The 24411-nt window shown below is 72.1% G+C and carries 24 protein-coding genes; 20 read left to right on the top strand and 4 right to left on the bottom strand.

Annotated elements, in window-relative coordinates; genetic code table 11:
* Positions 1-852, bottom strand: coding sequence for a DUF4184 family protein (locus ASE27_RS15110; RefSeq protein ID WP_162259133.1), 852 nt, complete (start codon positions 850-852; stop codon positions 1-3).
* 307 nt (positions 853-1159) lie between these two features.
* Here ASE27_RS15110 and ASE27_RS15105 point away from each other — a divergent pair, with 307 nt between their 5' ends.
* The 20 genes from ASE27_RS15105 to ASE27_RS15010 all read left to right on the top strand — a co-directional run bounded on the left by ASE27_RS15105 (position 1160) and on the right by ASE27_RS15010 (position 21300).
* Complete coding sequence (locus ASE27_RS15105) at positions 1160-1366, top strand: hypothetical protein (protein WP_056652140.1); 207 nt, start codon at positions 1160-1162, stop codon at positions 1364-1366.
* A gap of 130 nt (positions 1367-1496) precedes the next feature.
* Positions 1497-3497, top strand: a complete 2001-nt coding sequence (gene thrS / locus ASE27_RS15100; protein WP_056652137.1) for a threonine--tRNA ligase — start codon at positions 1497-1499, stop codon at positions 3495-3497.
* 81 nt (positions 3498-3578) lie between these two features.
* Positions 3579-4145, top strand: a complete 567-nt coding sequence (locus tag ASE27_RS15095; RefSeq protein ID WP_056652340.1) for an HIT domain-containing protein — start codon at positions 3579-3581, stop codon at positions 4143-4145.
* On the top strand, positions 4146-4796 hold the full coding sequence (pgsA, locus tag ASE27_RS15090) for a phosphatidylinositol phosphate synthase (protein WP_056652134.1): 651 nt from the start codon (positions 4146-4148) through the stop codon (positions 4794-4796).
* Between the two features lies 1 nt (position 4797).
* The gene (locus ASE27_RS15085) at positions 4798-5784 is read left to right on the top strand and encodes a phosphatidylinositol mannoside acyltransferase (RefSeq protein WP_056652129.1); all 987 of its coding nucleotides are present in this window, start codon (positions 4798-4800) and stop codon (positions 5782-5784) included.
* Positions 5781-6998, top strand: coding sequence for a glycosyltransferase family 4 protein (locus ASE27_RS15080; protein WP_056652125.1), 1218 nt, complete (start codon positions 5781-5783; stop codon positions 6996-6998). Before ASE27_RS15085 ends, ASE27_RS15080 begins: the two co-directional genes overlap by 4 nt.
* Positions 6995-7666, top strand: a complete 672-nt coding sequence (locus ASE27_RS15075) for a hypothetical protein (protein WP_056652122.1) — start codon at positions 6995-6997, stop codon at positions 7664-7666. Before ASE27_RS15080 ends, ASE27_RS15075 begins: the two co-directional genes overlap by 4 nt.
* Positions 7667-7801: 135 nt before the next feature.
* Positions 7802-8728, top strand: coding sequence for a pyridoxal 5'-phosphate synthase subunit PdxS (gene pdxS / locus ASE27_RS15070; RefSeq protein ID WP_369800599.1), 927 nt, complete (start codon positions 7802-7804; stop codon positions 8726-8728).
* A 33-nt stretch (positions 8729-8761) separates the two neighbouring features.
* A complete protein-coding gene (locus ASE27_RS15065) occupies positions 8762-9397 on the top strand; it encodes an NUDIX hydrolase (RefSeq protein ID WP_082608968.1) in 636 nt (211 codons plus the stop codon).
* 181 nt (positions 9398-9578) lie between these two features.
* A complete protein-coding gene (gene pdxT / locus ASE27_RS15060) occupies positions 9579-10229 on the top strand; it encodes a pyridoxal 5'-phosphate synthase glutaminase subunit PdxT (RefSeq protein ID WP_056652335.1) in 651 nt (216 codons plus the stop codon).
* Between the two features lie 7 nt (positions 10230-10236).
* Complete coding sequence (locus ASE27_RS15055) at positions 10237-10995, top strand: YebC/PmpR family DNA-binding transcriptional regulator (protein WP_056652119.1); 759 nt, start codon at positions 10237-10239, stop codon at positions 10993-10995.
* 86 nt (positions 10996-11081) lie between these two features.
* On the top strand, positions 11082-11645 hold the full coding sequence (ruvC, locus tag ASE27_RS15050; protein ID WP_056652116.1) for a crossover junction endodeoxyribonuclease RuvC: 564 nt from the start codon (positions 11082-11084) through the stop codon (positions 11643-11645).
* A 167-nt stretch (positions 11646-11812) separates the two neighbouring features.
* The gene (gene ruvA, locus ASE27_RS15045) at positions 11813-12460 is read left to right on the top strand and encodes a Holliday junction branch migration protein RuvA (protein WP_056652113.1); all 648 of its coding nucleotides are present in this window, start codon (positions 11813-11815) and stop codon (positions 12458-12460) included.
* 52 nt (positions 12461-12512) lie between these two features.
* Positions 12513-13586 carry a Holliday junction branch migration DNA helicase RuvB gene (gene ruvB, locus ASE27_RS15040; protein WP_369800611.1) on the top strand — a complete coding sequence of 358 codons (1074 nt, stop codon included), beginning with the start codon at positions 12513-12515 and terminating at the stop codon, positions 13584-13586.
* 116 nt (positions 13587-13702) lie between these two features.
* Positions 13703-14122: a preprotein translocase subunit YajC gene (gene yajC, locus ASE27_RS15035; RefSeq protein WP_056652107.1), complete on the top strand. Its 420-nt coding sequence runs from the start codon at positions 13703-13705 to the stop codon at positions 14120-14122.
* A 130-nt stretch (positions 14123-14252) separates the two neighbouring features.
* Positions 14253-16007 (top strand): protein translocase subunit SecD, encoded by a 1755-nt coding sequence (gene secD, locus ASE27_RS15030; protein ID WP_235535451.1) that lies wholly within the window; start codon positions 14253-14255, stop codon positions 16005-16007.
* Entirely contained in the window at positions 16007-17125 is a 1119-nt protein-coding gene (secF, locus tag ASE27_RS15025) for a protein translocase subunit SecF (protein ID WP_056652101.1), read from the top strand. The genes secD and secF overlap by 1 nt, the downstream gene beginning before the upstream one ends.
* Positions 17126-17130: 5 nt before the next feature.
* Positions 17131-17703 carry an adenine phosphoribosyltransferase gene (locus ASE27_RS15020; RefSeq protein ID WP_056652098.1) on the top strand — a complete coding sequence of 191 codons (573 nt, stop codon included), beginning with the start codon at positions 17131-17133 and terminating at the stop codon, positions 17701-17703.
* A gap of 56 nt (positions 17704-17759) precedes the next feature.
* Positions 17760-20075: a bifunctional (p)ppGpp synthetase/guanosine-3',5'-bis(diphosphate) 3'-pyrophosphohydrolase gene (locus ASE27_RS15015; protein WP_056652096.1), complete on the top strand. Its 2316-nt coding sequence runs from the start codon at positions 17760-17762 to the stop codon at positions 20073-20075.
* 118 nt (positions 20076-20193) lie between these two features.
* Positions 20194-21300, top strand: coding sequence for an ATP-dependent DNA ligase (locus ASE27_RS15010; protein WP_056652094.1), 1107 nt, complete (start codon positions 20194-20196; stop codon positions 21298-21300).
* An 89-nt stretch (positions 21301-21389) separates the two neighbouring features.
* Here ASE27_RS15010 and ASE27_RS15005 read toward each other — a convergent pair whose 3' ends face one another.
* The 3 genes from ASE27_RS15005 to ASE27_RS14995 form a co-directional block, all read right to left on the bottom strand.
* Positions 21390-22346, bottom strand: coding sequence for a serine/threonine protein phosphatase (locus ASE27_RS15005; RefSeq protein WP_200955956.1), 957 nt, complete (start codon positions 22344-22346; stop codon positions 21390-21392).
* A gap of 236 nt (positions 22347-22582) precedes the next feature.
* On the bottom strand, positions 22583-23674 hold the full coding sequence (ligD, locus tag ASE27_RS15000; RefSeq protein WP_056652090.1) for a non-homologous end-joining DNA ligase: 1092 nt from the start codon (positions 23672-23674) through the stop codon (positions 22583-22585).
* Positions 23675-23678: 4 nt separating this feature from the next.
* The gene (locus tag ASE27_RS14995) at positions 23679-24365 is read right to left on the bottom strand and encodes a hypothetical protein (protein WP_157257651.1); all 687 of its coding nucleotides are present in this window, start codon (positions 24363-24365) and stop codon (positions 23679-23681) included.
* Between the last annotated feature and the right edge of the window lie 46 nt (positions 24366-24411).

Here is a 24411-nt window from a genome sequence, read left to right as displayed (position 1 = left end):
TCACGCGCGTGACGTCGTCGGGCCCCCGTGGTCCTGGGGCGGGACGGGAGCGCCCACGACCACGGGCCTCCTGGCCTCCCGACGGGAGGCCGCCGTCCGCACGGCCGCCCACGCGACCACACCCAGGCCCGCGCCGAGCACCGGGTAGGTCGCGGCGAGGCGGGCGAGCGAGAAGACGGTCACCGCGTGGTCGGTCGCGAGCAGCCGCGCGACCGCTCCGAGCATCCCCGCCACGGCGCCGGCCGTCATGCTCAGGACCGCGGAGCGCAGGTGCTGCGGGGCGGCGACGGGCAGGGAGGCCCGCCACCAGCGCACCACGAGCGCCACGAGCACGACGAACCCGACGAACGAGCTCCCGTGCTGGAGGTACTTGTACACCGCGACCCCGGCGACCGGGGTCCGCAGGACGTCCCAGGTCTGGACCGCGGTCCCGCGCAGGTGCGTGAAGTCGTCCCAGAGGACGTGGGTGAGGGTCCCCGCCACGGCGAACCCTGCGACGGCCACCGCGATCACCAGGGGGCCCGCGGCGCGGGTCGACACGTCGGGGGAGAGGGGCCTCCGCCGGGGCAGCGCGGCCAGGTAGGGCCCGCGGACCACGAGGACCCACAGGGCCGTGCAGGCCACGGCGAGGGCGAGGTCGACGGTCACGATGCCCAGCAGACGGTGCGTGGCGTGGGCCAGCTCGTCGGTCCCGGGCCACAGCACGTCGAAGAACAGGGGAGCGTCCGGGACCATCGCACCGATCGCGGACGCGGGCAGTGCCCAGAGAAGGAGAGCGGGGGAGAGCGTGCGCCTCGCCGACCCTCCGGCGAGGGGGAGTGCGACCAGGGCATGGACAGGGGTGTAGGGCACGGGCGACATGATGCCTGCTCGTCGCGTCGGCCGGTACGGGCTGCCAGGAGATGGGCTGGAGCGCCAGAGTCGGACATCTCACACTTTGTGGACACTTTCTGGTTCGGAGAAAAATAGTGTGCCAAGCGCGCATCTTCCAACGGACCACCTCCATCTGCGCCTCACCACCAAGCCCAGACGAGGGGGGCTCCGGGTGATCTCAGCTCGACCGGGCGTGTCCTGCCCAGGAAGGATCTGCGGGGCGGCGGTAGTTTGCCCTGTGGTGGGGCACGAGCCCCGCCGCAGGACGTGACGCGAGGAGCCGAACATGGGTATCGACGAGGCGAAGGACAAGGCTGCGGCCGCTGCCGGCGAGGCCAAGGAGGGCCTGGGCGGCCTGCTCGACAAGGCCAAGGAGTTCCTGACCGACGACCGGATCGACGACGTCGCCGAGAAGATCAAGGGAATCGCGCCCGACTCGGTCGACGGCCACGTCGACACGCTCGCCGAGAAGGCCAAGGAAGTGAACGACTGACCGGGCGAGGAACGCACGGTACCGGCCGAGGTCGGTAACATCGGAGGGCGCCGCCGTCTGGCGGCGCCCTTTCGAATGCCCTGTTGAGCTGCTAGGAGCGCGCACCGTGTCAGACGTCGTATCGTCACCTTTGTCCATCACTCTCGACGGGGAACGGACCACGGTGGAGACGGGGACGACCGGCGCGGACCTGTTCTCGGGCCGCCGCGAGGTCGTCGTCCTCCGCGTGAACGGTGAGCTCAAGGACCTCGACACCCCCGTCGCCGAGGGCGACGAGGTCGAGGGCGTGACCATCGACTCGCCCGACGGGCTCGACGTGCTGCGTCACTCGGCCGCGCACGTCCTGGCCCAGGCCGTGCAGCAGGTCAACCCCGACGCCAAGCTCGGCATCGGCCCGCCCGTCCGCGACGGGTTCTACTACGACTTCGACGTCGAGACCCCGTTCACGCCCGAGGACCTCAAGGCCCTCGACAAGGTCATGGCGCGCATCATCAAGGACGGGCAGACGTTCAAGCGTCGTGTCGTCACCGACGACGAGGCCCGTGCCGAGCTCGCGAACGAGCCCTACAAGCTCGAGCTGATCGGCCTCAAGGGCTCCGGCTCGGCCGACGACGCAGCGGGGGAGGGCGTGTCGGTCGAGGTCGGCGCCGGCGAGCTCACCATCTACGACAACGTCCGTCGCGACGGCACGGTGGCCTGGAAGGACCTGTGCCGCGGCCCGCACCTGCCCAGCACGCGCCTCATCGGCAACGGCTTCCAGCTCATGCGCAGCGCGGCCGCCTACTGGCGCGGCAGCGAGAAGAACCCCCAGCTCCAGCGCGTGTACGGCACCGCCTGGCCCACCAAGGACGAGCTGCGCGCGTACACCGAGCGCCTCGCCGAGGCCGAGCGTCGTGACCACCGCCGCCTGGGCGTCGAGCTCGACCTCTTCTCGTTCCCGGACGAGATCGGCTCGGGGCTCGCGGTCTTCCACCCCAAGGGCGGGATCATCCGCAACGAGATGGAGGAGTACTCGCGCAAGCGCCACATCGAGGCGGGCTACTCGTTCGTCAACTCCCCGCACATCACCAAGGAGAAGCTCTACCAGGTCTCCGGGCACCTCGACTGGTACGCCGAGGGCATGTACCCCCCCATGCACCTCGACGAGGAGCGCGACGCGGACGGCACGCTGCGCCGCGCCGGGCAGAACTACTACCTCAAGCCCATGAACTGCCCCATGCACAACCTGATCTTCGACGCGCGTGGGCGTTCGTACCGTGAGCTGCCCCTGCGCCTCTTCGAGTTCGGGACGGTCTACCGCTACGAGAAGTCCGGCGTGGTGCACGGCCTGACCCGCGCCCGCGGGTTCACCCAGGACGACGCGCACATCTACTGCACGCGCGACCAGATGAAGTCCGAGCTCACGAACGCGCTGAACTTCGTCCTCGACCTGCTCAAGGACTACGGGCTCGACGACTTCTACCTCGAGCTCTCGACGCGCGACCCCGAGAAGTCCGTCGGCACCGACGACGCCTGGGAGGAAGCGACCGAGACGCTGCGCCAGGTCGCCGAGGAGTCCGGGCTCGACCTCGTGCCGGACCCGGGCGGCGCCGCGTTCTACGGGCCCAAGATCTCGGTCCAGGCCAAGGACGCGATCGGCCGCACCTGGCAGATGTCGACCATCCAGCTCGACTTCAACCTGCCGGAGAAGTTCGACCTCGAGTACCAGGCCTCGGACGGCACGCGTCAGCGCCCGGTCATGATCCACCGTGCGCTGTTCGGCTCGATCGAGCGCTTCTTCGCGGTGCTCACCGAGCACTACGCGGGTGCGTTCCCGGCCTGGCTCGCGCCGGTCCAGGTCGTGGCCGTCCCGGTCGCAGAGCCCTTCAACGACTACCTGGCCGACGTCGTCGCCCAGCTCGCCGCGCAGGGCATCCGCGCCGAGGTCGACTACTCGGACGACCGCTTCGGGAAGAAGATCCGCACGGCCAGCACCCAGAAGGTGCCGTTCGTGCTCATCGCCGGTGGCGAGGACGTCGAGGCCGGTGCGGTCTCGTTCCGCTACCGCGACGGACGCCAGGACAACGGCGTGCCCGTGGCCGAGGCCATCGAGCGGATCGTGTCTGCGGTCCGCGAGCGCAGCCAGGTCTGACGCGTGACGTCGGACGGCGCAGGGACGGGGTCGGGGTACTCCGTGGAGGGTCCGGAGGGGCATCCGCGGTTCGACGACGGGATGGACCGGTTGTGGACGCCGCACCGGATGGTCTACATCGGCGGTCAGGACAAGCCGGTCGACGACCGGTCGTCGTCGTGCCCCTTCTGCCGGATCCCTGCGCTGTCCGACGAGGACGGGCTGGTCGTGGCGCGGGGCACGTGGTGCTTCGTGGTGCTCAACCTGTACCCGTACAACCCGGGCCACCTGATGGTGTGCCCGTACCGGCACGTGTCGGACTACACGGACCTGACCCCCGAGGAGACCGACGAGCTGGCGCGGTTGTCGCAGCAGGCGATGCGCGTGACGCGTGCGGTGTCGGGCCCTGACGGCTTCAACCTGGGCATGAACCAGGGGGCGGTCGCCGGGGCCGGCATCGCGGCGCACCTGCACCAGCACGTGGTGCCGCGCTGGTCGGGAGACGCGAACTTCCTGCCGATCGTGGCCCACACCAAGGCCGTGCCGGAGCTGCTGGGGGACACCCGCGCGCGGCTCGCGGCGGCCTGGGAGGCTCATGGTGCGCCCGGCCCAGGACCGACGAACGACGACCCGGCGTCTCCTGCGACGCCCACACTCGAGGAGAGCTAGATGTTCGGGCGACTTCGCGCCGTCGTGACGCGTTTGTTCACGCCGGTCGCGGCCTTCCTGCTGCGGATCGGGGTCTCCCCGGACGCGGTGACGATCGTGGGCACGGTGGGCGTGGTGGCCTCCGCGCTGTGGCTGTTCCCCACGGGGCACCTGTTCGCGGGGACCATGGCGATCATGGTCTTCGCGTTCTCGGACGCCCTGGACGGCGTGATGGCGCGGCTGTCGGGGCGCTCGGGCCCGTGGGGGGCGTTCCTGGACTCGACGCTGGACCGGCTGGCCGACGCCGCGATCTTCACGGGGCTGATCGTGTGGTTCGTGCGCACCGAGAACACGTGGGGCATCACGGTGGGGCTCGCGTGCCTGGTCCTGGGGTCGGTGGTCCCGTACGCGCGGGCGCGGGCCGAGGGGCTGGGCATGACGGCCGCGGTCGGGATCGCGGAGCGGGCCGACCGGCTGGTCGTGACGCTCGTGGCGGCCGGCCTGGTCGGCCTGGGGCTGCCGGTGACCGTCCTGGTCGTGGTCCTGGCGGTGCTCGCGGCCGCGAGCGCCGTGACGGTGGTGCAGCGCATGGCGACGGTGCGTCGTCAGGCTGTCGCTGCTGCCGGGGCCGCCTCTGCGGGGGACGCTGCGGCGTCCGAGGGTGGTGCCTGAGGTGGGGGTGAGCGCGGACAAGGCGTTCACGTTCGCGTGGCGCAACGCGCACAAGGTGCCGGAGCCGGTGCTGCGTGGGTTGTTCACGGTGATCGCGGACGTGGCGTGGGCGACGCGGCGGGGTGGTGTGCCGCAGCTGGAGAAGAATTTGGCGCGGGTGCGCCCGGGGTTGGACGCGCGGGGGCTGCGCCGGTTGAGCCGGGCGGGCATGCGGTCGTACATGCGCTACTACCGGGAGGCGTTCACGCTGCCGGGGGCGTCGCCTGCGCAGATCGAGGCGCGGGTGCGTCTGGAGGGGTACGAGAACTGCTTGCAGTTCACGTCGCAGGGTGTGACGCCGTTGCTGGCGCTGGGTCACATGGGCAACTGGGACCTGGCGGGGGCGTATGCGACGCCGCACATCGCGCCGGTGCTGACGGTCGCGGAGCGGCTCAAGCCCGAGGAGCTGTTCCAGGAGTTCTTGGCGTTCCGCAACTCGTTGGGGATCGAGATCCTGGCGTTGGGCGACGGCGACGTGTTCCGTGAGCTGATGCGCGGGGCGCGGGGGCCGGGCAAGCTCATCCCGTTGCTCGCGGACCGTGACCTGACGGCGCGGGGCGTGGAGGTGGACCTGTTCGGTGAGCGAGCCCGGGTCGCTGCGGGGCCTGCGGCGCTGGCGGTCTCGACGGGGGCACCGTTGCTGACGGCGTCGATCCGGTACGAGCGTCTGACGGGTCCCCGTCGCCGGGCGGCGGGGACCCCGTGGGGGATCGTCATCCGGTTCTTCCCGCAGGTCGCGGTCCCGGACGGGGTGCCGCGCAGCGAACGGGTCGCGGCGGTGACGCAGGCGTGGGTCGACCACCTGGAGGAGGCCATCGCCGCGGACCCGGAGGACTGGCACATGCTGCAGAAGGTGTTCGTGGCGGACCTGGACCCGGACCGGTACGCCCGGACCCGGGCGAAGGACGCGCAGGGTGCGACTGGTGGAGGGGCGGTGGGCTCGGCATGAGCCTGAAGATCGGGATCGTGTGCCCGTACTCGTTCGACGTGCCGGGTGGGGTGCAGTTCCACATCCGGGACCTGGCGGAGGCGCTCATGGCGCAGGGGCACGAGGTGTCGGTGCTGGCCCCGGCGGACGAGGACACTCCCATCCCGGACTACATCACGTCCGCGGGCCGTGCGGTGCCGGTCAAGTACAACGGGTCGGTGGCGCGCATGACGTTCGGTCCGGTCACTGCTGCGCGGGTGCGCCGGTGGTTGGACGCGGGCAAGTTCGACGTGCTGCACCTGCACGAGCCGGTCACGCCGTCGTTGAGCATGCTGGCGCTGTGGATCGCGCAGGGGCCGATCGTGGCGACGTTCCACACGGCGTTGATCCGTTCGCGCGCGCTGCAGGTGGTCTACCCGTTGGTGCGCCAGAGCCTGGAGAAGATCTCGGCGCGCATCGCGGTCTCGGAGGACGCCCGGCGCACCCTCGTGGAGCACATGGGGGGCGACGCGGTCGTGATCCCCAACGGCGTCTACGTCGACACGTTCGCGGACGCCGCGCCGTCGGCGAAGTGGCAGGGGACCCCGGACGCGCCGACCATCGCGTTCCTGGGGCGCCTGGACGAGCCGCGCAAGGGTCTGCCGGTCCTGACGGCCGCGATCCCGCGCATCCTCGAGGCCGTCCCGGGGGCCCGGTTCCTGATCGCGGGCCGCGGGGACCAGGGTCGCGCGGACGCGCTCGAGGCGTTGGGGGAGTCCGCGAGCGCCGTGGAGTTCCTGGGGTCGATCTCGGACGAGGAGAAGGCGTCGCTGCTGTCGTCGGTGGACGTGTACATCGCGCCGCAGACGGGTGGGGAGAGCTTCGGGATCGTGCTGGTGGAGGCGATGAGCGCGGGGGCGTGCGTGGTCGCCTCGGACCTGGGGGCTTTTCGGCGGGTACTGGACGAGGGGCAGGCGGGGGCGTTGTTCCCGGTGGGGGACTCGGTCGCGTTGGCGGACACGGTGCTGCGGGTCCTGGCGGACCCGGCGGGCCGGGAGCGGTACTGCGAGCGGGCGATCTCGTTCGTGCGCCGGTTCGACTGGTCGACGGTGACCGCGGAGGTGCTCGCGGTGTACGAGATGGCGTTGGCGGCCTCGGACGCGGTGATCCCGGTGCACGAGGATCCGGCGTCGTTGCGCGGTGGTCGTCGGCTGGGGTTGTGGCCCCGTGCTGAGCAGGAGAGGAACCCGTCGTGACGTGGTCGGAGATCGCCATCATCGTGGTGGCCGTGGTCCTGGTCGCGGGGTGGGCCCTGTGGGTGGCTGCCTCGCGTCTGGACCGGTTGCACCGCAAGGTCATGGCCTCGCGCCTGGCGTTGGACGCGCAGCTGGAGCGGCGGGCGTCGGCGGCGCTGGACCTGGCGGGGGCGGGGGAACTGGACCCGGCGAGCTCGGTCCTGGTCGCGGAGGCGGCGTACGAGGTGCTGGACGACGACCTGCGCACGCGCGAGGTCGCGTCCGTGGTCCCGGGCCTGGCCGAGCTGGTGGCCTCGCCGGGGTCCGCCGCCGGGCCCGACGGCGCCTCCTCGCTCGCGCGGGCGCCTCGCCTGCTGGCGGGGGTGGGCGCCGAGCGGGCGCGGGCGGAGAGCGACCTGTCGGCGACGTTGCGCGCGGCCCTGGAGGACCCCGAGGAGGTACGGGAGATCCGTGCCTCGCCCGTGGGTGCCGAGCTACTCGCGGCGCTGGCCGGGGCCTGGTACCGGGCGCAGATCGCGCGTCGCTTCCACAACGAGGCCGTGGCCCAGACCCAGCGCCTGCGCCGCACCTGGTACGCCCGGGCGTTCTCGCTCGCCGGGCACGCGCCCATGCCGGTCACGGTCGAGCTCGACGACGCCTGGCCGCCCGCGCTCGACCGCAACCCCTGACCGGCCGGTCGGGTTCGGGGGGCTGCCCGAGGGGTGGGCGGACCTCCGTAGACTGGGCGGTGACGTGCAAGCATGTCGGCGGCGCGAGCGTGACCCCTGTTCGCGCGTCCCAACGTGAAGATGTGAGGTTTCGCGGTGTCCGTGGAGAATTCCGGCGAGAACAGCCCCCAGGTGACCGGCGACGTCGTCGGCTCGGCCAAGGTCAAGCGCGGCATGGCCGAGATGCTCAAGGGCGGCGTCATCATGGACGTCGTCACGCCCGAGCAGGCCAAGATCGCCGAGGACGCGGGCGCGGTGGCCGTCATGGCCCTCGAGCGCGTCCCGGCCGACATCCGCGCCCAGGGCGGGGTCTCGCGCATGAGCGACCCCGACATGATCGACGGCATCATCGCCGCGGTCTCGATCCCCGTCATGGCCAAGGCGCGCATCGGCCACTTCGTCGAGGCCCAGGTGCTGCAGGCCCTCGGCGTCGACTACATCGACGAGTCCGAGGTCCTGACCCCGGCCGACTACGCCAACCACATCGACAAGTGGGCGTTCGACGCGCCGTTCGTGTGCGGGGCGACCAACCTGGGCGAGGCCCTGCGTCGCATCACCGAGGGCGCGGCCATGATCCGCTCCAAGGGCGAGGCCGGCACGGGCGACGTGTCCAACGCGACCACGCACATGCGCACCATCCGCGGCGAGATCCGCCGCCTGACCTCCCTGCCCGAGGACGAGCTGTTCGTCGCGGCCAAGGAGCTCCAGGCCCCGTACGAGCTCGTCAAGGAGATCGCGGCCACGGGCAAGCTGCCCGTGGTCATGTTCACCGCGGGCGGCATCGCGACCCCGGCCGACGCGGCGATGATGATGCAGCTCGGCGCGGAGGGCGTGTTCGTCGGCTCGGGCATCTTCAAGTCCGGCAACCCCGCCCAGCGCGCCGCGGCGATCGTCAAGGCCACCACGTTCTACGACGACCCGGCCGTGCTCGCGGACGTCTCGCGCGGCCTGGGCGAGGCCATGGTCGGCATCAACGTCGACGACATCCCCGTCCCGCACCGCCTGGCCGAGCGCGGCTGGTGACTCCCGCCCCGCTGCTGGTCCGGTGACCCCACGATGACCAGCACGCCAGGCCGGCCCCCCGGCCGCGTCCCGACCGGGGCGGGCGCACCCGTCGCGCCCGCCCCGGCGGCGTCTGCCACTCCGGGGCCGCCCAGCTCCCTCGGACCCGACTGGGTCCTGGGCGCCGACGGCATGCGCCACCGGCGCGGGGCGCGCGTCCTGCTGCTCGACGACGCCGGGCGCGTCCTGCTCGCCCGCGGCCACGACACCGACCAGCCCGAGCGGTCCTGGTGGTTCACGGTCGGCGGCGGGATCGAGCCCGGCGAGAGCGACCGTGACGCCGCCGTGCGCGAGGTCCTCGAGGAGACGGGCCTGCGCCTGGACCCCGCCGACCTGCAGGGCCCCGTGTGGACCCGGTCGGCCGTCTTCGACTTCTACCGCGAACGCTGCCGCCAGGACGAGGTCTTCTACCTCGCCCGCATCACCAGCACCCAGGCCGCGGTGCCCCTGACGCGCGAGGGCTGGACCCAGATCGAGCACGACGTCGTCGACGAGATGCACTGGTGGGCCCTGGCCGAGCTGCGCGAGGTCACCATCGAGGTCTTCCCCGCCGGGCTGCCCGACCTCCTCGAGCCGCTCCTCGACGGGTGGGACGGACGGACCCGCCACCTCGGTGAGGCCACCGAGTAGCCGACCACGCCGCACCGCGCGGAGGACGCGGGTGCCGTACGGCACCCGCGTCCCGAGGCGCGCCGCGCCCGACCGGGGCGCTCGGACCCGGCCCCGCGTCCGGGCCGCACCCGCCCTCCGGCCGCGAGCGCCGTCGTCGGGCACCCCCGCACCGCGCGGCGGGCGGCGCGTACGATGGGCGATCGTGAAACCGGTCATTGGAGTCCTCGCCCTGCAGGGCGACGTCCGTGAGCACGTGGCCGCCCTCGAGGTGGCCGGTGCGCGCGCCGTCACCGTGCGGCGCCCCACCGAGCTCGCCGCGCTCGACGGCCTCGTGCTCCCCGGCGGTGAGTCGACGACGATCGACAAGCTGCTGCGGATCTTCGAGCTGTTCGACCCGCTGCGGGCCGCGATCGCCGCAGGTCTGCCGGTGTACGGCTCGTGCGCGGGCATGATCCTGCTCGCGGACCGGGTGCTGGGGGCGACCCACGACCAGCAGACCCTCGGTGGCCTGGACGTCACGGTGCGCCGCAACGCGTTCGGGCGTCAGGTCGACTCGTTCGAGTCGTCCGTGGAGATGACCGGGGTGCCGGGCGGGCCCGTGCCCGCCGCGTTCATCCGGGCCCCGTGGGTCGAGCAGGCCGGCCCGGGGGTCCAGGTCCTGGCGCGCACGCGCCACCGGGGCGCCTCCGTGCCCGCTGCGCCGGGCGCGGTGCCCGCCGCGGGCGCGGGCGAAGACGCAGGTAGAATCGTCGCAGTACGTCAGGGAACGTTGCTCGCCACCTCCTTCCACCCCGAGATCACGGGCGATGCGCGGGTGCACGAGCTCTTCGTCGCAATCGTGAAGGAGTAACAGGGGTATGTCAGGACACTCCAAGTGGGCTACGACCAAGCACAAGAAGGCCGTGATCGACGCCAAGCGCGGCAAGCTGTTCGCCAAGCTCATCAAGAACATCGAGGTCGCGGCCCGCACGGGCGGCGGGGACCTCGCCGGTAACCCCACGCTCTTCGACGCCGTCCAGAAGGCCAAGAAGTCCTCGGTCCCCAACGACAACATCGACCGCGCCCTCAAGCGCGGCTCGGGCCAGGAAGCCGGCGGCGCCGACTACCAGACGATCATGTACGAGGGCTACGGCACGGGCGGCATCGCCGTCCTGGTCGAGTGCCTCACGGACAACAAGAACCGTGCCGCCGCGGAGGTCCGCATCGCGTTCACGCGCAACGGGGGCCAGCTCGCGGACCCGGGCTCGGTGTCCTACCTGTTCTCCCGCAAGGGCGTCATCGTGGTCCCCAAGGAGGGCACCACCGAGGACGACGTGATGGAGGCCGTCCTGGAGGCGGGCGGCGAGGAGGTCACGGACGAGGGCGACACGTTCGAGGTCCTCACCGAGGCCACCGACCTGGTCGCGGTCCGCACCGCGCTGCAGGACGCCGGCATCGAGTACGACTCCGCGGACGTGGTCTTCCACCCGTCCATGGAGGTCGAGGTCGACGCCGAGGGCGCCCGCAAGATCCTGCGCCTGATCGACGCGCTCGAGGACAGCGACGACGTGCAGAACGTCTACGCGAACTTCACCGCGAGCGACGAGGTCATGGCCGAGCTCGAGAACGACGACTGACCCACCACCCGGTGTGACCAAGGGCTCCCGCGCGACCGCTCGCGTGGGAGCCCTTGGTCGTGGGTGGCGCGTGAGAAGGTGAGCGCGTGCGCGTGCTCGGAGTGGACCCAGGCCTGACCCGCTGCGGCGTGGGCGTCGTCGACTCGTTGCCCGGGCGGCGCGCGCAGATGGTCGCGGTCGGGGTCCTGCAGAGCCCCCCGGACATGTCGGTGGACCTGCGCCTGCTCACGATCTCCCAGCGCCTGGACGCCTGGATGGACGAGCACGTCCCGGACGTCGTGGCCGTCGAGCGGGTCTTCGCCCAGCACAACGTGAGCACCGTCATGGGCACCGCGCAGGTCGCGGGGCTCGCGATGGTCGCCGCGGCCCGGCGCGGGGTCCCGGTCGCGATGCACACCCCCAGCGAGGTCAAGGCGGCCGTGACCGGCACGGGCCGGGCGGACAAGGTCCAGGTCCAGCGCATGGTCGCGCGCATCCTGGGCCTGGCCGAGCTGCCCAAGCCCGCGGACGCCGCCGACGCCCTGGCGCTGGCGATCTGCCACATGTGGCGCCCCGCGGGCGCGCTGCAGGGCGGCGACCGCCACCAGCTCACCCCTGCCCAGCGGGCGTGGGCCGCGGCAGAGCAGGCCTCGCGCGGCCCGCGCCGCTAGGTGCCCGCGGCAGGGGCACGTGCCGGGGGAGCGCGGTGCGTCGAGGTGCCCGACGGCGAGGCTCACCCGGGCGCACGCCCGCCCGTTGCTAGAGTGGCCGCAGTTTCGTACAGGTGTTCGGGATCGGTCGCGCGCGGCCGGGGCCCGCGAGGATGCATGGAGGCACAGTGATCGCTTCGCTGTCGGGAACGGTGGCGAACGTCCGCCTGGACCGCGCTGTCATCGAGGTGGGCGGCGCCGGGGGAGCCGTGGGGTACCTCGTGCACGCGACCCCCGCGACCCTGTCCACGCTGCGCGTGGGCGAGGCGGCCCGCCTGTCCACGAGCATGGTCGTGCGCGAGGACTCGTTCACCCTGTTCGGGTTCGCCGACGACGACGAGCGCACCGTCTTCGAGGCCGTGCAGACCGTCAGCGGCGTCGGCCCGCGCCTGGCCCTGGCGATGCTCGCTGTCCACACGCCCGACGCCCTGCGCCGCGCCGTGGCCTCCGAGGACATCGCCGCGCTCATGCGCGTGCCCGGTATCGGGCGCAAGGGCGCCCAGCGCATCGCGCTCGAGCTCGGCGACAGGCTCGGGGCCCCCACGGGCACCGGCGACGGGACCGCCGAGGAGGCGGCAGGCACGGGCGCCGCCGTGGTCGACGACCAGCGCGACCAGGTCGTCCAGGCGCTCGTGGGGCTCGGCTGGAACCCCAAGGCCGCCGAGGACGCGCTCGCCACGGTCCTGGCCCAGGCCGGCGTCGACGTCGTCGCCCCCGACGAGATCGCCGGCGCCCTGCGCGCCTCGCTGCGCGTCCTGGGCGGCCCCCGTGGGTGACTTCGACCGGGTCGGGTACGCCGAGGGCGAGGAGCCCTTCACGTCCGAGCGGATCGTGGCGCCGGCCGCGGACGACCTCGAGCGCGCGGCCGAGGCCGCGCTGCGTCCCCGGCGGCTCGAGGAGTTCGTCGGCCAGCTCGTCGTGCGCGACCAGCTCTCCCTGGTGCTGCAGGCCGCGCTGGCCCGCGGAGCGACCCCCGACCACGTCCTGCTCTCGGGCCCTCCCGGGCTCGGCAAGACAACCCTCGCCATGATCATCGCGGCCGAGCTCGGCGCGTCCCTGCGGGTGACGTCGGGCCCCGCGATCCAGCACGCGGGCGACCTCGCCGCGGTCCTGTCCTCCCTCGAGGAGGGCGAGGTCCTGTTCATCGACGAGATCCACCGGCTCGCGCGCCCCGCCGAGGAGCTGCTCTACGTCGCCATGGAGGACTTCCGGGTCGACGTGGTCGTGGGCAAGGGAGCGGGGGCGAGCGCGATCCCGCTGGCCCTGCCGCCGTTCACGGTCGTGGGCGCCACCACGCGCGCCGGGCTGCTGCCCGCGCCGCTGCGCGACCGGTTCGGGTTCACCGGGCACCTCGACTTCTACTCGCCCGACGAGCTCCAACGCGTCCTGGTCCGCTCGGCCGGCCTGCTCGGCGTCCGGCTCGACGCCGACGCCGCCCACGAGATCGCCGGCCGCTCGCGCGGCACCCCCCGCATCGCCAACCGCCTGCTGCGCCGCGTGCGCGACTGGGCCCAGGTGCGCGGCGACGGCTCGCTGGACCTGCGGGCCGCGCGGGCGGCGCTCGAGGTCTACGAGGTCGACGAGCTCGGCATGGACCGCCTCGACCGGGCCGTGCTCGGCGCGCTGTGCACGCGCTTCAACGGCGGCCCCGTGGGGCTGAGCACCCTGGCCGTGACCGTGGGCGAGGAGGCGGAGACCGTCGAGACCGTCGTCGAGCCGTTCCTCGTGCGCGAAGGGCTGATCGGGCGCACCCCGCGCGGGCGCGTCGCGACCGCGGCCGCCTGGGCGCACCTCGGGCTCACACCCCCCGACCCCCTCGCGCCCCGCGGCCCGGGCGGCCTGACAGGGGGACGGAACGGCTCGGGACGGACGGGGCGAACCCTGTTCGACACCGGGGCCTAGACTGGGGGAGTCTGAGCGGCGGAACTCCACGGTCGTACGGTTCGTTGGTGATCCGTACGCGTGCGCCTAGACTGCCGCGCAGATCCCAGCACAGAACAGGAATCGGTTACCCCGTCATGGACTTCAGTCTCATCCTCATCCTCGCCCTCGCCGCAGGTGCGATGTTCCTCATGACCAGCCGGTCGCGCAAGGCCCAGAAGGAAGCAGCAGCCTTCCGGACCAACCTGGCCCCCGGCCAGGAGGTCATGACCGGTTCGGGCCTGTTCGGCACCATCGTCGCGGTCGACGAGGAGAAGGACATCATCACGATCGAGTCCACCCCCGGCAACCAGTCCCGCTGGCTGCGGGCAGCGATCGCCAAGCTCGTCGAGCCGCCCGTCGCCGAGGACCCGGCAGAGGACGACGAGGACGGCTCGGTCCTGGGGGACACCGACTCGACCTCGACGGTCGACGACGTGCTCGACGTCCCGGACGACCTGTCCGGACTGACGGACAAGCCGGGGGACAAGCGGGACGACGGCACCGACAGCAAGTGACACACGTCGCGCCCCGATCCCGGGGCGCGACGTCGATCCGCGTCATCGCACGCTCGATGTCGCGCGCACGAGAAGAGACGGATAGTTGGCCACCTCCAACACACGACGCGCCAGGCCCGTACGTACCCTGGTGATCCTCGCTGTACTGATCGTCGCGTTGTTCGCGTCGATCTTCGCCGGCACCAAGTGGTCGGACGCGAGCACCACGCCCGGACTCGCCCTCGACCTGGAGGGCGGCACGCAGATCATCCTGACGCCGATCGCCTCCGAGGGGCAGGTCACCGACGAGACGATCCAGCAGGCGATCAACGTGATCCGCCAGCGTGTCGACTCCTCGGGAGTCACCGAGGCCGAGATCACCAGCCAGGGCAAGAACATCGTCGTCGGGCTGCCCGGCACCCCGAGCGACGAGACGCTCGACCTCGTGCGGAAGTCCGCGCAGATGCGCTTCCGCCCGGTCCTGACGTACGGAGCACCCACCCCGGTGGCCTCCGAGACGCCGGCCGAGGAGCCCACCGAGCCCACCGCGCCCGTGACCCCCACGAGCCCCAGCGACCTGGCCCAGATCACCCCGGAGATCCAGGCCCAGTTCGACGCGCTCGACTGCACCGACCCCAAGAACCTGACGGGCGGCACCGGTGACGACGCCGACGCCCCGCTCGTCACGTGCGCCGACGACGGCACGGTCAAGTACATCCTGGGCCCGGTCGAGATCGAGGGCACCGAGATCTCCAACGCGAGCTCGGGCCTCGGCACCACGGCCCAGGGCGTCAGCACCGGCCAGTGGGTCGTCAACATCGAGTTCAACGCCGAGGGCACCAAGGCCTTCCGCGACACCACCACGCGCCTGGTCGCGCTGCCTGCCCCGCAGAACGCGTTCGCCATGGTCCTCGACGGGCTCGTCATCTCCGCCCCGACGGCCAACGTCGCGATCCAGGACGGCAAGGCCGAGATCTCCGGCAACTTCACCCGCGAGAGCGCCGCGCTGCTGGCCAACCAGCTCAACTTCGGTTCGCTCCCGCTGACCTTCGAGGTCCAGAGCGAGCAGCAGATCTCCGCGACGCTCGGCAGCGAGCAGCTCGAGAAGGGCCTCATCGCCGGCGCGATCGGACTGCTGCTGGTCGTCATCTACTCGCTCTTCCAGTACCGGGCCCTCGGCCTGGTCACGGTGGCCTCGCTCGGCATCGCGGCCGTGCTCACCTTCGGGGTGATCCTGCTGCTGTCCTGGACGATCGGGTACCGGCTCTCCCTGCCCGGCGTCGCGGGCATCATCGTCGCGATCGGCATCACCGCGGACTCGTTCATCGTGTACTTCGAACGCATCCGCGACGAGCTGCGCGACGGACGCACCCTGAACTCGGCCGTCGAGAAGGGCTGGGACCGCGCACGGCGCACCATCCTGGCCTCGGACGCGGTCAACTTCCTCGCCGCGGTCGTGCTGTACTTCCTCGCCGTGGGCGGCGTGCGCGGCTTCGCGTTCACGCTGGGTCTGACGACGCTGATCGACCTGATCGTCGTCTTCATGTTCACGCACCCTGTCTTGCAGCTGCTCGCACGCACCAAGTTCTTCGCGAACGGGCACCCTGCCTCGGGCCTCGACCCGCGCCGCCTCGGCGCGAGCGCCCGGTACGCCGGGCGCGGACGGGTCGCCCGGCCGGGCGCCGAAGGCACCCAGGACGCACCCGTGAGCGACGCGTCGAGCGACGAACCCTTCGGCAGCCCCACGCGGGAGAAGGTCGGCGCGAGCGTCGGCACCGCCACGGCGGGCGAGGGGACCCGGCAGACGATCGCCGAGCGCCGCGCGGCCGCACGGCGCGCGGCCGAGTCCGGCTCGACCACCACCGACTCCTCGACCGAGGGCGACAAGAACGAGGAGAACCTCTGATGGCGCAGGGATTCGCCCAGTGGGGCAACGACCTCTACACGGGGCGCAAGTCCTACCAGATCGTCGGCAACCGCCGCCGCTTCTACATCGTCGCGATCGTCATGGTGCTCCTGTCGTTCGGGGTCCTGCTCACCAAGGGCTTCAACCTCGGCATCGACTTCCGTGGCGGCTCCGAGTTCGTCGTCTCGAACGTCAGCGACACGAGCCAGCAGCCCGCGATCGACGCCGTGTCCGAGGTCGCCCCCGCCGAGGTGCCGCGCGTCACGACGGTCGGCGGCAGCGCCATCCGCGTCCAGACCGACCGCCTGACGGCGGACGAGGTCACCGAGGTGCGGGACGCGCTCGCCGGCGCCTACGACGTGACCGAGAACGACGTCACGACCGCGTTCATCGGCCCCAGCTGGGGCAAGGACGTCTCGCAGAAGGCCATCACGGGCCTGATCGTCTTCCTCGCGCTCGTGGGCGTGGTCATGACGATCTACTTCCGCAACTGGCGCATGGCCGCGGCCGCGCTCATCGCGCTCTTCCACGACCTCATCATCACGGTCGGGATCTACGCGGCGATCGGCTGGGAGGTCACCCCGGCGACCGTGATCGGCTTCCTGACGATCCTCGGGTACTCGATCTACGACACCGTGGTGGTCTTCGACAAGGTCCGCGAGAACACGGCCGGCATCCTCGACCAGACCCGCAGCACCTACGCCGAGCGCGCGAACCTCGCGGTCAACCAGACGCTCGTCCGGTCGATCAACACCTCGGTCGTGGCCCTGCTGCCCGTCAGCGCCATCCTGTTCATCGGCGCGTTCCTGCTCGGCGCCGGCACGCTGCGTGACATCGCGCTCGCGCTGTTCGTCGGCATGGCCGTGGGTGCCTACTCCTCGATCTTCCTGGCCACACCCCTGGAGGTCTCGCTGCGCGAGCGCGAGCCCGCCATCAAGGAGCACACCCAGAAGGTCCTGGACAAGCGCGCCGCGCTCGTCGCCGAGGCGGCCGAGGGCACGGGCGGCGCCTCGCGCGACGCCCAGCTCGCCGCGGCCGGGGTCCAGGCCACGGGCCAGCTCCAGCCGGGATCGCACCAGGGCGTCAAGGCGCAGCCGCGACGCAAGCGGGGGCACTGACCCTCATGAGCACCAGCAGCATCCTGCCCGTCGGACTGACGGGCCTGGGGTCCGAGCGCGCGGCCGAGGTCCTCGGACTGATCCGCGACGTCCCGGACTACCCCCAGCCCGGCGTCACGTTCCGTGACATCACCGGTCTGCTCGCCGACGGCAGGGCGCTGGGCGACGTGGTCGACTCCCTCGCGGCATTCGCCGCGGGGGGCGTCGACCTCGTCGCCGGTCTCGAGGCCCGCGGCTTCCTGATCGGCGCACCGCTCGCCACACGCCTCGGGGTCGGCTTCCTGCCGCTGCGCAAGGCCGGCAAGCTCCCGCCGCCCACCGAGACCGTGACCTACGACCTCGAGTACGGCACGGCGTCGATCGAGCTGCGCACGGGCACCCTCCCGCAGGGCGCGCGCGTCCTGATCGTCGACGACGTCCTGGCCACGGGCGGCACCGCCGCCGCGGGGGTCGAGCTGGTCGAGCGCTGCGGGGGCGTCGTCGCGGGGGTCGCGTTCCTCCTCGAGCTCGACGGCCTCGGCGGGCGCGCGCGGCTCGCAGGCCACCAGGTCGACACGCTCCTGCGCGTGGAGTCGTAGGATTGCCACTCCGACGGACGTCGAGATTCTCCGGCGACCAGGGAGAGGAGGCACGCATGAGCGAAGAGACACGGACGGGTCGATCGTCCGGTGAGAGCGGGCCGTCCTCGGCGGCGCGCGTACGCTCGCGCCTCGTGCGGTTCGGTGTGCGGGGGAGCCAGGGCGGCACGCCCGCCCTCGAGCCGGTGCTGCAGGCGGTACGTACCAACCACCCCAAGTCCGACCTCTCGGTGATCGAGCGGGCGTACGCGACGGCGGAGAAGGCCCACCGCGGCCAGATGCGCAAGAGCGGCGACCCGTACATCACCCACCCGGTCGCGGTCGCCACGATCCTCGCGGACCTCGGCTTCGACGGCGCGACGCTGGCCGCCGCGCTGCTCCACGACACGGTCGAGGACACCGAGTACTCGCTCGAGCGCCTCACCGAGGAGTACGGCGAAGAGATCGCGATGCTCGTCGACGGCGTCACCAAGCTCGACAAGGTGACCTACGGCGACGCGGCCCAGGCCGAGACCGTGCGCAAGATGGTCGTGGCCATGGCCCGCGACATCCGCGTGCTGGTCATCAAGCTGGCCGACCGCCTGCACAACGCCCGCACCTGGAAGTTCGTGCCGTCCTCCTCGGCCGAGCGCAAGGCGCGCGAGACCCTCGAGATCTACGCGCCCCTGGCCCACCGCCTGGGCATGAACACCATCAAGTGGGAGCTCGAGGACCTGTCGTTCGCGACCCTCTACCCCAAGGTGTACGAGGAGATCGTCCACCTGGTCGCCGAGCGCGCCCCGGCCCGCGAGGAGTACCTCGCCGTGGTCCGCGAGCAGGTCACGGCGGACCTGCGCACCGCCAAGATCAAGGCGACCGTGACCGGCCGCCCCAAGCACTACTACTCGATCTACCAGAAGATGATCGTGCGCGGGCACGACTTCGCGGAGATCTACGACCTGGTCGGCGCACGCGTCCTCGTGGACACGGTGCGCGACTGCTACGCGGCGCTCGGTGCGCTGCACGCGCGATGGAACCCGGTGCCGGGCCGGTTCAAGGACTACATCGCGATGCCCAAGTTCAACATGTACCAGTCGCTGCACACCACGGTGATCGGCCCCGGCGGCAAGCCCGTCGAGATCCAGATCCGCACGCACGACATGCACCGCCGCGCGGAGTACGGCGTCGCTGCGCACTGGAAGTACAAGGAGATCGCCAAGGCGAGCGGGGCTCCCGAGCCCGCGCAGAACGACATGGCCTGGCTGCGCCAGCTCGTGGACTGGCAGCGCGAGACCGCGGACCCCTCCGAGTTCCTGGACTCGCTGCGCTTCGAGATCGGCGGCGCGGAGGTCTACGTCTTCACGCCCAAGGGTGACGTCATCGCGTTGCCCGCGGGGTCGACCCCGGTCGACTTCTCCTACGCCGTGCACACCGAGGTCGGGCACCGCACCATGGGCGCCCGGGTCAACGGTCGCCTGGTGCCGCTCGACTCGACGCTCGAGAACGGCGACGTCGTCGACATCCTGACGTCCAAGTCGGAGACCGCCGGGCCCAGCCGCGACTGGCTCGCGTTCGTCAACAGCCCCCGCGCGCGCAACAAGATCCGCCAGTGGTTCTCCAAGGAGCGCCGCGAGGAGGCCGTCGAGCACGGCAAGACCGCGATCGCCAAGGCCATGCGCAAGCAGAACCTGCCCATCCAGCGCCTGCTCAGCCACGAGTCGCTCGTGGCGCTCGCCAACGAGATGCGCTACCCCGACGTCTCGGCGCTCTACGCCGCGATCGGCGAGGGACAGGTCTCCGCCGCGAGCGTCGTGCAGAAGCTCGTGCACGCCATGGGCGGCGAGGACGGCGCGTCCGAGGACCTCGCGGAGGTCGCGCGCCCCGGGCACACCTCGCGCCGCCCCCGCACGGGCGACCCGGGCGTGGTCGTCAAGGGCGTGGACGACATCTGGGTCAAGCTCGCCAAGTGCTGCACCCCGGTACCTGGCGACGAGATCATCGGCTTCATCACGCGCGGGCAGGGCGTCAGCGTCCACCGCGCGGACTGCGCGAACGTCGTCGGGCTGCGCAACCAGCCCGAGCGCATCGTCGAGGTCGACTGGACCACGGGCAGCAACGCCCTGTTCCTGGTCCAGATCCAGGTCGAGGCCCTCGACCGCTCGCGCCTGCTCTCGGACGTGACCCGTGTCCTGTCGGACCACCACGTCAACATCCTGTCCGCGACGGTCTCCACCTCGAACGACCGGGTCGCGATGTCCCGGTTCGTGTTCGAGATGGCCGAGCCCGGGCACCTGGCCACGGTCCTGTCCGCGGTCCGCAAGATCGACGGGGTGTTCGACGTCTACCGCATCACGGGCTCCAAGGCGGCCGAGCAGCCTCAGCTGCCGGCCTGACCCCGCGCGCTTCGAACGCCCCACCTGCCCGACGACGTCGCGCACGTGGGGCGTTCGTCGTCCACGCGAGGGGCCCGCTCGACGGGTGCCACGGTGCCCCCGGTGGCAGCATCGGGGGATGGACCTGCCCGTGCTCCCGCCTACGCTGCCCATGCTCGCCAAGTCGGTCTCGGGCGTCCCGGACCCCGCCGCGGTCGACGGCGGGCTCGTGTTCGAACCCAAGTGGGACGGCTTCCGCGCGATCGTCTACCGTGACGGCGACGAGGTCCGCCTCGACAGCCGCAGCGCCAAGCCCATGGAGCGCTACTTCCCGGACGTCGTGGCGGCCGTGCTCGGCGCGTTGCCCGAGCGGTGCGTGGTCGACGGCGAGATCGTGCTCGCCCAGGGCGGCAGGCTGGACTTCGAGGCACTCCAGCAGCGCATCCACCCCGCGGCCTCGCGCGTCGCCCGCCTGGCCGCCGAGACGCCCGCGAGCCTCGTGGTGTTCGACCTGCTGGCGCTGGGGGACGACGACGTCACGCAGGAGCCGCTGAGCCGGCGCCAGGAGCTCCTCGCGGGGCTGGGGCTCGACGGCCCGCACGTGCACCTGACCCCCCGCACGACGGACCGTGCGGTGGCCCAGGACTGGTTCGCGGTCTTCGAGGGCGCGGGCCTCGACGGTGTCGTCGCCAAGCCGCTCGCCGCGCCCTACCAGCCCAACAAGCGGGTCATGCTCAAGGTCAAGCACGAGCGCACGGCGGACGTGGTGCTCGCGGGATACCGGCTGCACAAGTCCTCGACCCCCGAGGACCCGCTCGTGGGCTCGCTGCTGCTGGGCCTGTACGACGACGCGGGAGCGCTGCAGTTCGTCGGGGTGGCGGCATCGTTCCCCATGGCGCGACGGGCCGAGCTCGTGGCGGAGCTGGCGCCTCTCGTGCTGGACCCCGGGAGCCCCGAGGCCGAAGAGCACCCCTGGGCGGGGTGGGAGAGCCCCGGGTCCGGACGCATGCCCGGCGCGCAGTCGCGGTGGAGCGGCACCAAGGACCTGTCGTTCGTGCCGCTGCGCGTCGAGAAGGTCCTCGAGGTGGCCTACGACCACATGGAGGGGTCCCGGTTCCGGCACACGGTCCAGCTCCGGCGCTGGCGCACGGACCGGGAGCCCGGCTCGTGCACGTACGAGCAGCTCGAGGAGCCCGTGAGCTACCGGCTCGACGAGCTGCTTCCGGGGGCGCCGGGGGCAGCGTGAGCGGACGCCGTCGCCGGCCGATGCACCCGGGCTCGGTGGTCACGGAACCGGAACGACGCAAGGACCGACTGCGCAGGCATCGGCGAGTGTCACTCCTGTCCACCGAGCGGCTGGGGGCTTGGTAGGGACGGGGAAGGAGCGAGCGCTGGGCCGGACCGGGTCGGGACTGCCCCGGGATACCGCGCCTGCAGGTCGCCGTCGAACAGTCGCCAGCAGAAGTCGTTCATCCGGGCCGCCGTGGGAGCGTGCCGGGCCAGGACGCGCGCCACTGCCACCGGCACCTCCGGCGGGATGTCGCCGCTCGCGCACCGACGCACGGTGGCGTTGCGTGCAGCAAGGCCGCCGCTGGCCGGCAACGGCACATCGCACACCGTGGTGACCAGCCAGTTGACCAGTCGCATCGCCGCGTAGTCGGCATCGTGGTCGACGTGGTCCGCGACGAAGTCACGCTCGGCGTCGGACAGGTCGAATCGAGGCGAGGTGGCCAGCCCGAGGTCGACGAGGTAGATCTGATCGTCGTCGACCCGCAGGTTGCCGAAGTGTCCGTCCATGTGCAGGACCTCCCTGCGACGCAGGAACGCGACGGCCTCGAAGAGCTGCCGCTCGAACGTCTCGACGCTCTCCGCCGGGTTCTCCAGCCTCTCGACCAGCCGGTCGGGGAGGTGCTCGAGAAAGAGCACGAGGCTGGAGGTCGCGTCGGCCAGCTCCTCGAAGCGGGTCCGGACTGCCGGGTCGCCTCCGAACTGGGCGACGACCGCCTCGATGTCCCGATGCTCGGGCGCGACCGGTGGGCGTCCCGGGAGCACCCGCCAGTGGTGCAGCAGGGCGAAGGACTCCGACTCACCGTCGAGGACACCTTCGGTGACGGTGACGTTCGCGGCCAGCTCGCGCCACGCGCCGAAGCCCGGGCCGGCGAGTCGGTGCATGCCGTACTGACAGAAGGTCGGCAGGTCGAACAGGTTCGCCGTGCTGTGCGGATGCGCCAGTTCACGGTCGGTGATCGGGACTCGCTTGGCGAACACCGTGATGCCGTCGACGTCGAGCACGCAGGTGCCACCGCCGACGCCCACCGCGCTGGTCGGTGCATCACGGAGGAACGCGGACAGCTCGTCGTCGTCGCGGGCGGCGAGCGAGGCTGACGCGAGGTCGTGACGGGCACGACGGGTGCTGAGCATCACGCCATTGTGCCCGCAGCTGAGCAGTGAACTCCGGGGCCAGGCGCTGGACCGGCGGCCTGGACCCGAAGAGACGTGCACGAGCGGTCGAGGCACGCGGAGAGCGGTCAAGCCTTCTCGTCGTGCTCCTCGTGCCGCGAGGCGTCCTTGCTGGGCTGGACCCGCTTGGGCTCGCCCGCCATCTTGGGGTGCTCGGGAGGGTAGGGCAGGTCGCCCAGCCCGTGGTCGCGCTCGTCGCGCGCCGCGAGCTCGAGCGCTGCCTCGAGCGAGTACCGCTCGCCCGGGCTCGTCGCGTCGAGGCGTGCATGCAGGTCGCCGACCTCGGCGAAGCGCGCCGGCATGGTCAGGACGTCGAAGTCGTCGGGCCCGACGTCGGGCACCTCCTCCCAGTGCAGGGGAGCCGAGACGGTGGCGCGGGCGTTGGCACGGATCGAGTAGGCCGAGGCGATCGTGCGGTCGCGGGCCATCTGGTTGTAGTCGACGAAGATCTTCTCGCCCCGCTCCTCCTTCCACCACTTCGTGGTGACCTGGTCCGGCAGGCGCCGTTCGAGCTCGCGCCCGATGGCGATGGTCGCCCGGCGTGCCTCGACGAAGCCCCAGCTCGGCGTGATGGGGACGAACACGTGCAGACCGCGCCCGCCTGACGTCTTGGGGAACCCCTCGAGCCCCAGCTCCGTGAGCACCTCGCGCAGGTGAGGCGCGACCCTGGCCGCGTCCGTGTAGTCGGTCCCGGGCTGGGGGTCCAGGTCGATGCGGAGCTGGTCGGGAGCCTCGACGTCGGCCCCCGTGACCGGCCACGGGTGGAACGTGAGGGTGCCGAGGTTCGCGGCCCAGAGCACCACCGCGAGCTCGGTGGGCCGCACCTCGTCGGCGGTGCGGCCGCTGGGGAACGCGATCCGGGCGGTCTCGACGTAGTCCGGGGCCCCCTGGGGCAGCCGCTTCTGGAAGAACGCGTCGCCGCTGCTGTCGGTGCGCGTGCTGAGCCTGGCCCCCTCGAACACGCCCTTGGGCCAGCGCTCGAGCGTCGTGGGCCGTTCGCGCAGCGCCGCGAGGATCCCGGGACCGACCGACTGGAAGTACGTGACGACGTCGAGCTTGGTGAGGCCGCGGCCGGGGAAGACGACACGGTCCGGGCTCGTGACGCGCACGGTGCGTCCGTCGACGTCGAGCTCGACCGCCGGGGTCGTGGAACGAGGCATCTGTTCACGGTAGACGGGGGCCGGGCTCGCCGCCTGCGGGCGCGGCCCGCAGGCGTCCGGAGAGTGCGCCCAGGACCCGGCGGGCCCTGGGCGCGCCGGTGCGCCGAGACCGCAGGTCGAGCGCGTCCCGGACCGCGTCGAGGTCGAGCCCGCACCGTGCCACGAGCGCGACCAGGACGGGGCCGCTTGCCCGCGGGTCGTGCAGGCACGCGAGGTCCAGGGCCGTGCGCTCGATCGTCGTCACCAGGACGCCGCCGATCAGCGCGACCTCGGTACGCAGGAGGGCGCTCTGCCGCGGGGCTCGTCCGGGCAGCGGTGGCGGGCGGTGGACGCCGAGCGGGTGGATCACCTCGACCGTCGAGGGAGCCGGCGTCCCGCCGTGCACCCATGCGGCGCTCAGGCCGCCGATCACGGTGCGCTCGGGCACGAGGTGAGCCAGGGAGGCCGCACGGACTGCGGGGGTGAGCGGCGTCGTCGGGCGGACGGCGACGTCTCCCCGGACGCGCACCAACGCCCCCGAGCGGACCAGGTCCGCGAACGCGACGGCACCGCCGACGTGCGCCGGCCGCACGAGCTCGGGCGCGGGCGGCACGCGGACGGCCATGGCGACGTCCGCCGGGTGGTGCGGTCCAGCAGGTCCGGTGCCCGGTGGGGCGGGCGCGTGGGCGCGGGGAGCGGTGCCGGTGGACATGGGGCCAGCCTGGCGCCTCGTCCGGACATGCGCGAGGGGCCCGGTC

It is taken from the genome of Oerskovia sp. Root918, from assembly GCF_001428945.1.
Taxonomy (GTDB): Bacteria; Actinomycetota; Actinomycetes; order Actinomycetales; family Cellulomonadaceae; genus Oerskovia; species Oerskovia enterophila.
Note: the sequence above shows the minus strand (reverse complement) of the source record. Positions and strands in the feature narration are given on the sequence as shown.

Coding starts and splice junctions, on each gene's coding strand:
- ASE27_RS15065 (WP_082608968.1), top strand. CDS start 8,762: ATGACCAGCACGCCAGGCCGGCCCCCCGGCCGCGTCCCGACCGGGGCG.
- ASE27_RS15105 (WP_056652140.1), top strand. CDS start 1,160: ATGGGTATCGACGAGGCGAAGGACAAGGCTGCGGCCGCTGCCGGCGAG.
- ligD (WP_056652090.1), bottom strand. CDS start 23,674: ATGCCTCGTTCCACGACCCCGGCGGTCGAGCTCGACGTCGACGGACGC.
- ASE27_RS14995 (WP_157257651.1), bottom strand. CDS start 24,365: ATGTCCACCGGCACCGCTCCCCGCGCCCACGCGCCCGCCCCACCGGGC.
- pgsA (WP_056652134.1), top strand. CDS start 4,146: ATGTTCGGGCGACTTCGCGCCGTCGTGACGCGTTTGTTCACGCCGGTC.
- ASE27_RS15055 (WP_056652119.1), top strand. CDS start 10,237: ATGTCAGGACACTCCAAGTGGGCTACGACCAAGCACAAGAAGGCCGTG.
- ASE27_RS15095 (WP_056652340.1), top strand. CDS start 3,579: ATGGACCGGTTGTGGACGCCGCACCGGATGGTCTACATCGGCGGTCAG.
- ASE27_RS15020 (WP_056652098.1), top strand. CDS start 17,131: ATGAGCACCAGCAGCATCCTGCCCGTCGGACTGACGGGCCTGGGGTCC.
- ASE27_RS15080 (WP_056652125.1), top strand. CDS start 5,781: ATGAGCCTGAAGATCGGGATCGTGTGCCCGTACTCGTTCGACGTGCCG.
- yajC (WP_056652107.1), top strand. CDS start 13,703: ATGGACTTCAGTCTCATCCTCATCCTCGCCCTCGCCGCAGGTGCGATG.
- secF (WP_056652101.1), top strand. CDS start 16,007: ATGGCGCAGGGATTCGCCCAGTGGGGCAACGACCTCTACACGGGGCGC.
- ASE27_RS15015 (WP_056652096.1), top strand. CDS start 17,760: ATGAGCGAAGAGACACGGACGGGTCGATCGTCCGGTGAGAGCGGGCCG.
- ASE27_RS15010 (WP_056652094.1), top strand. CDS start 20,194: ATGGACCTGCCCGTGCTCCCGCCTACGCTGCCCATGCTCGCCAAGTCG.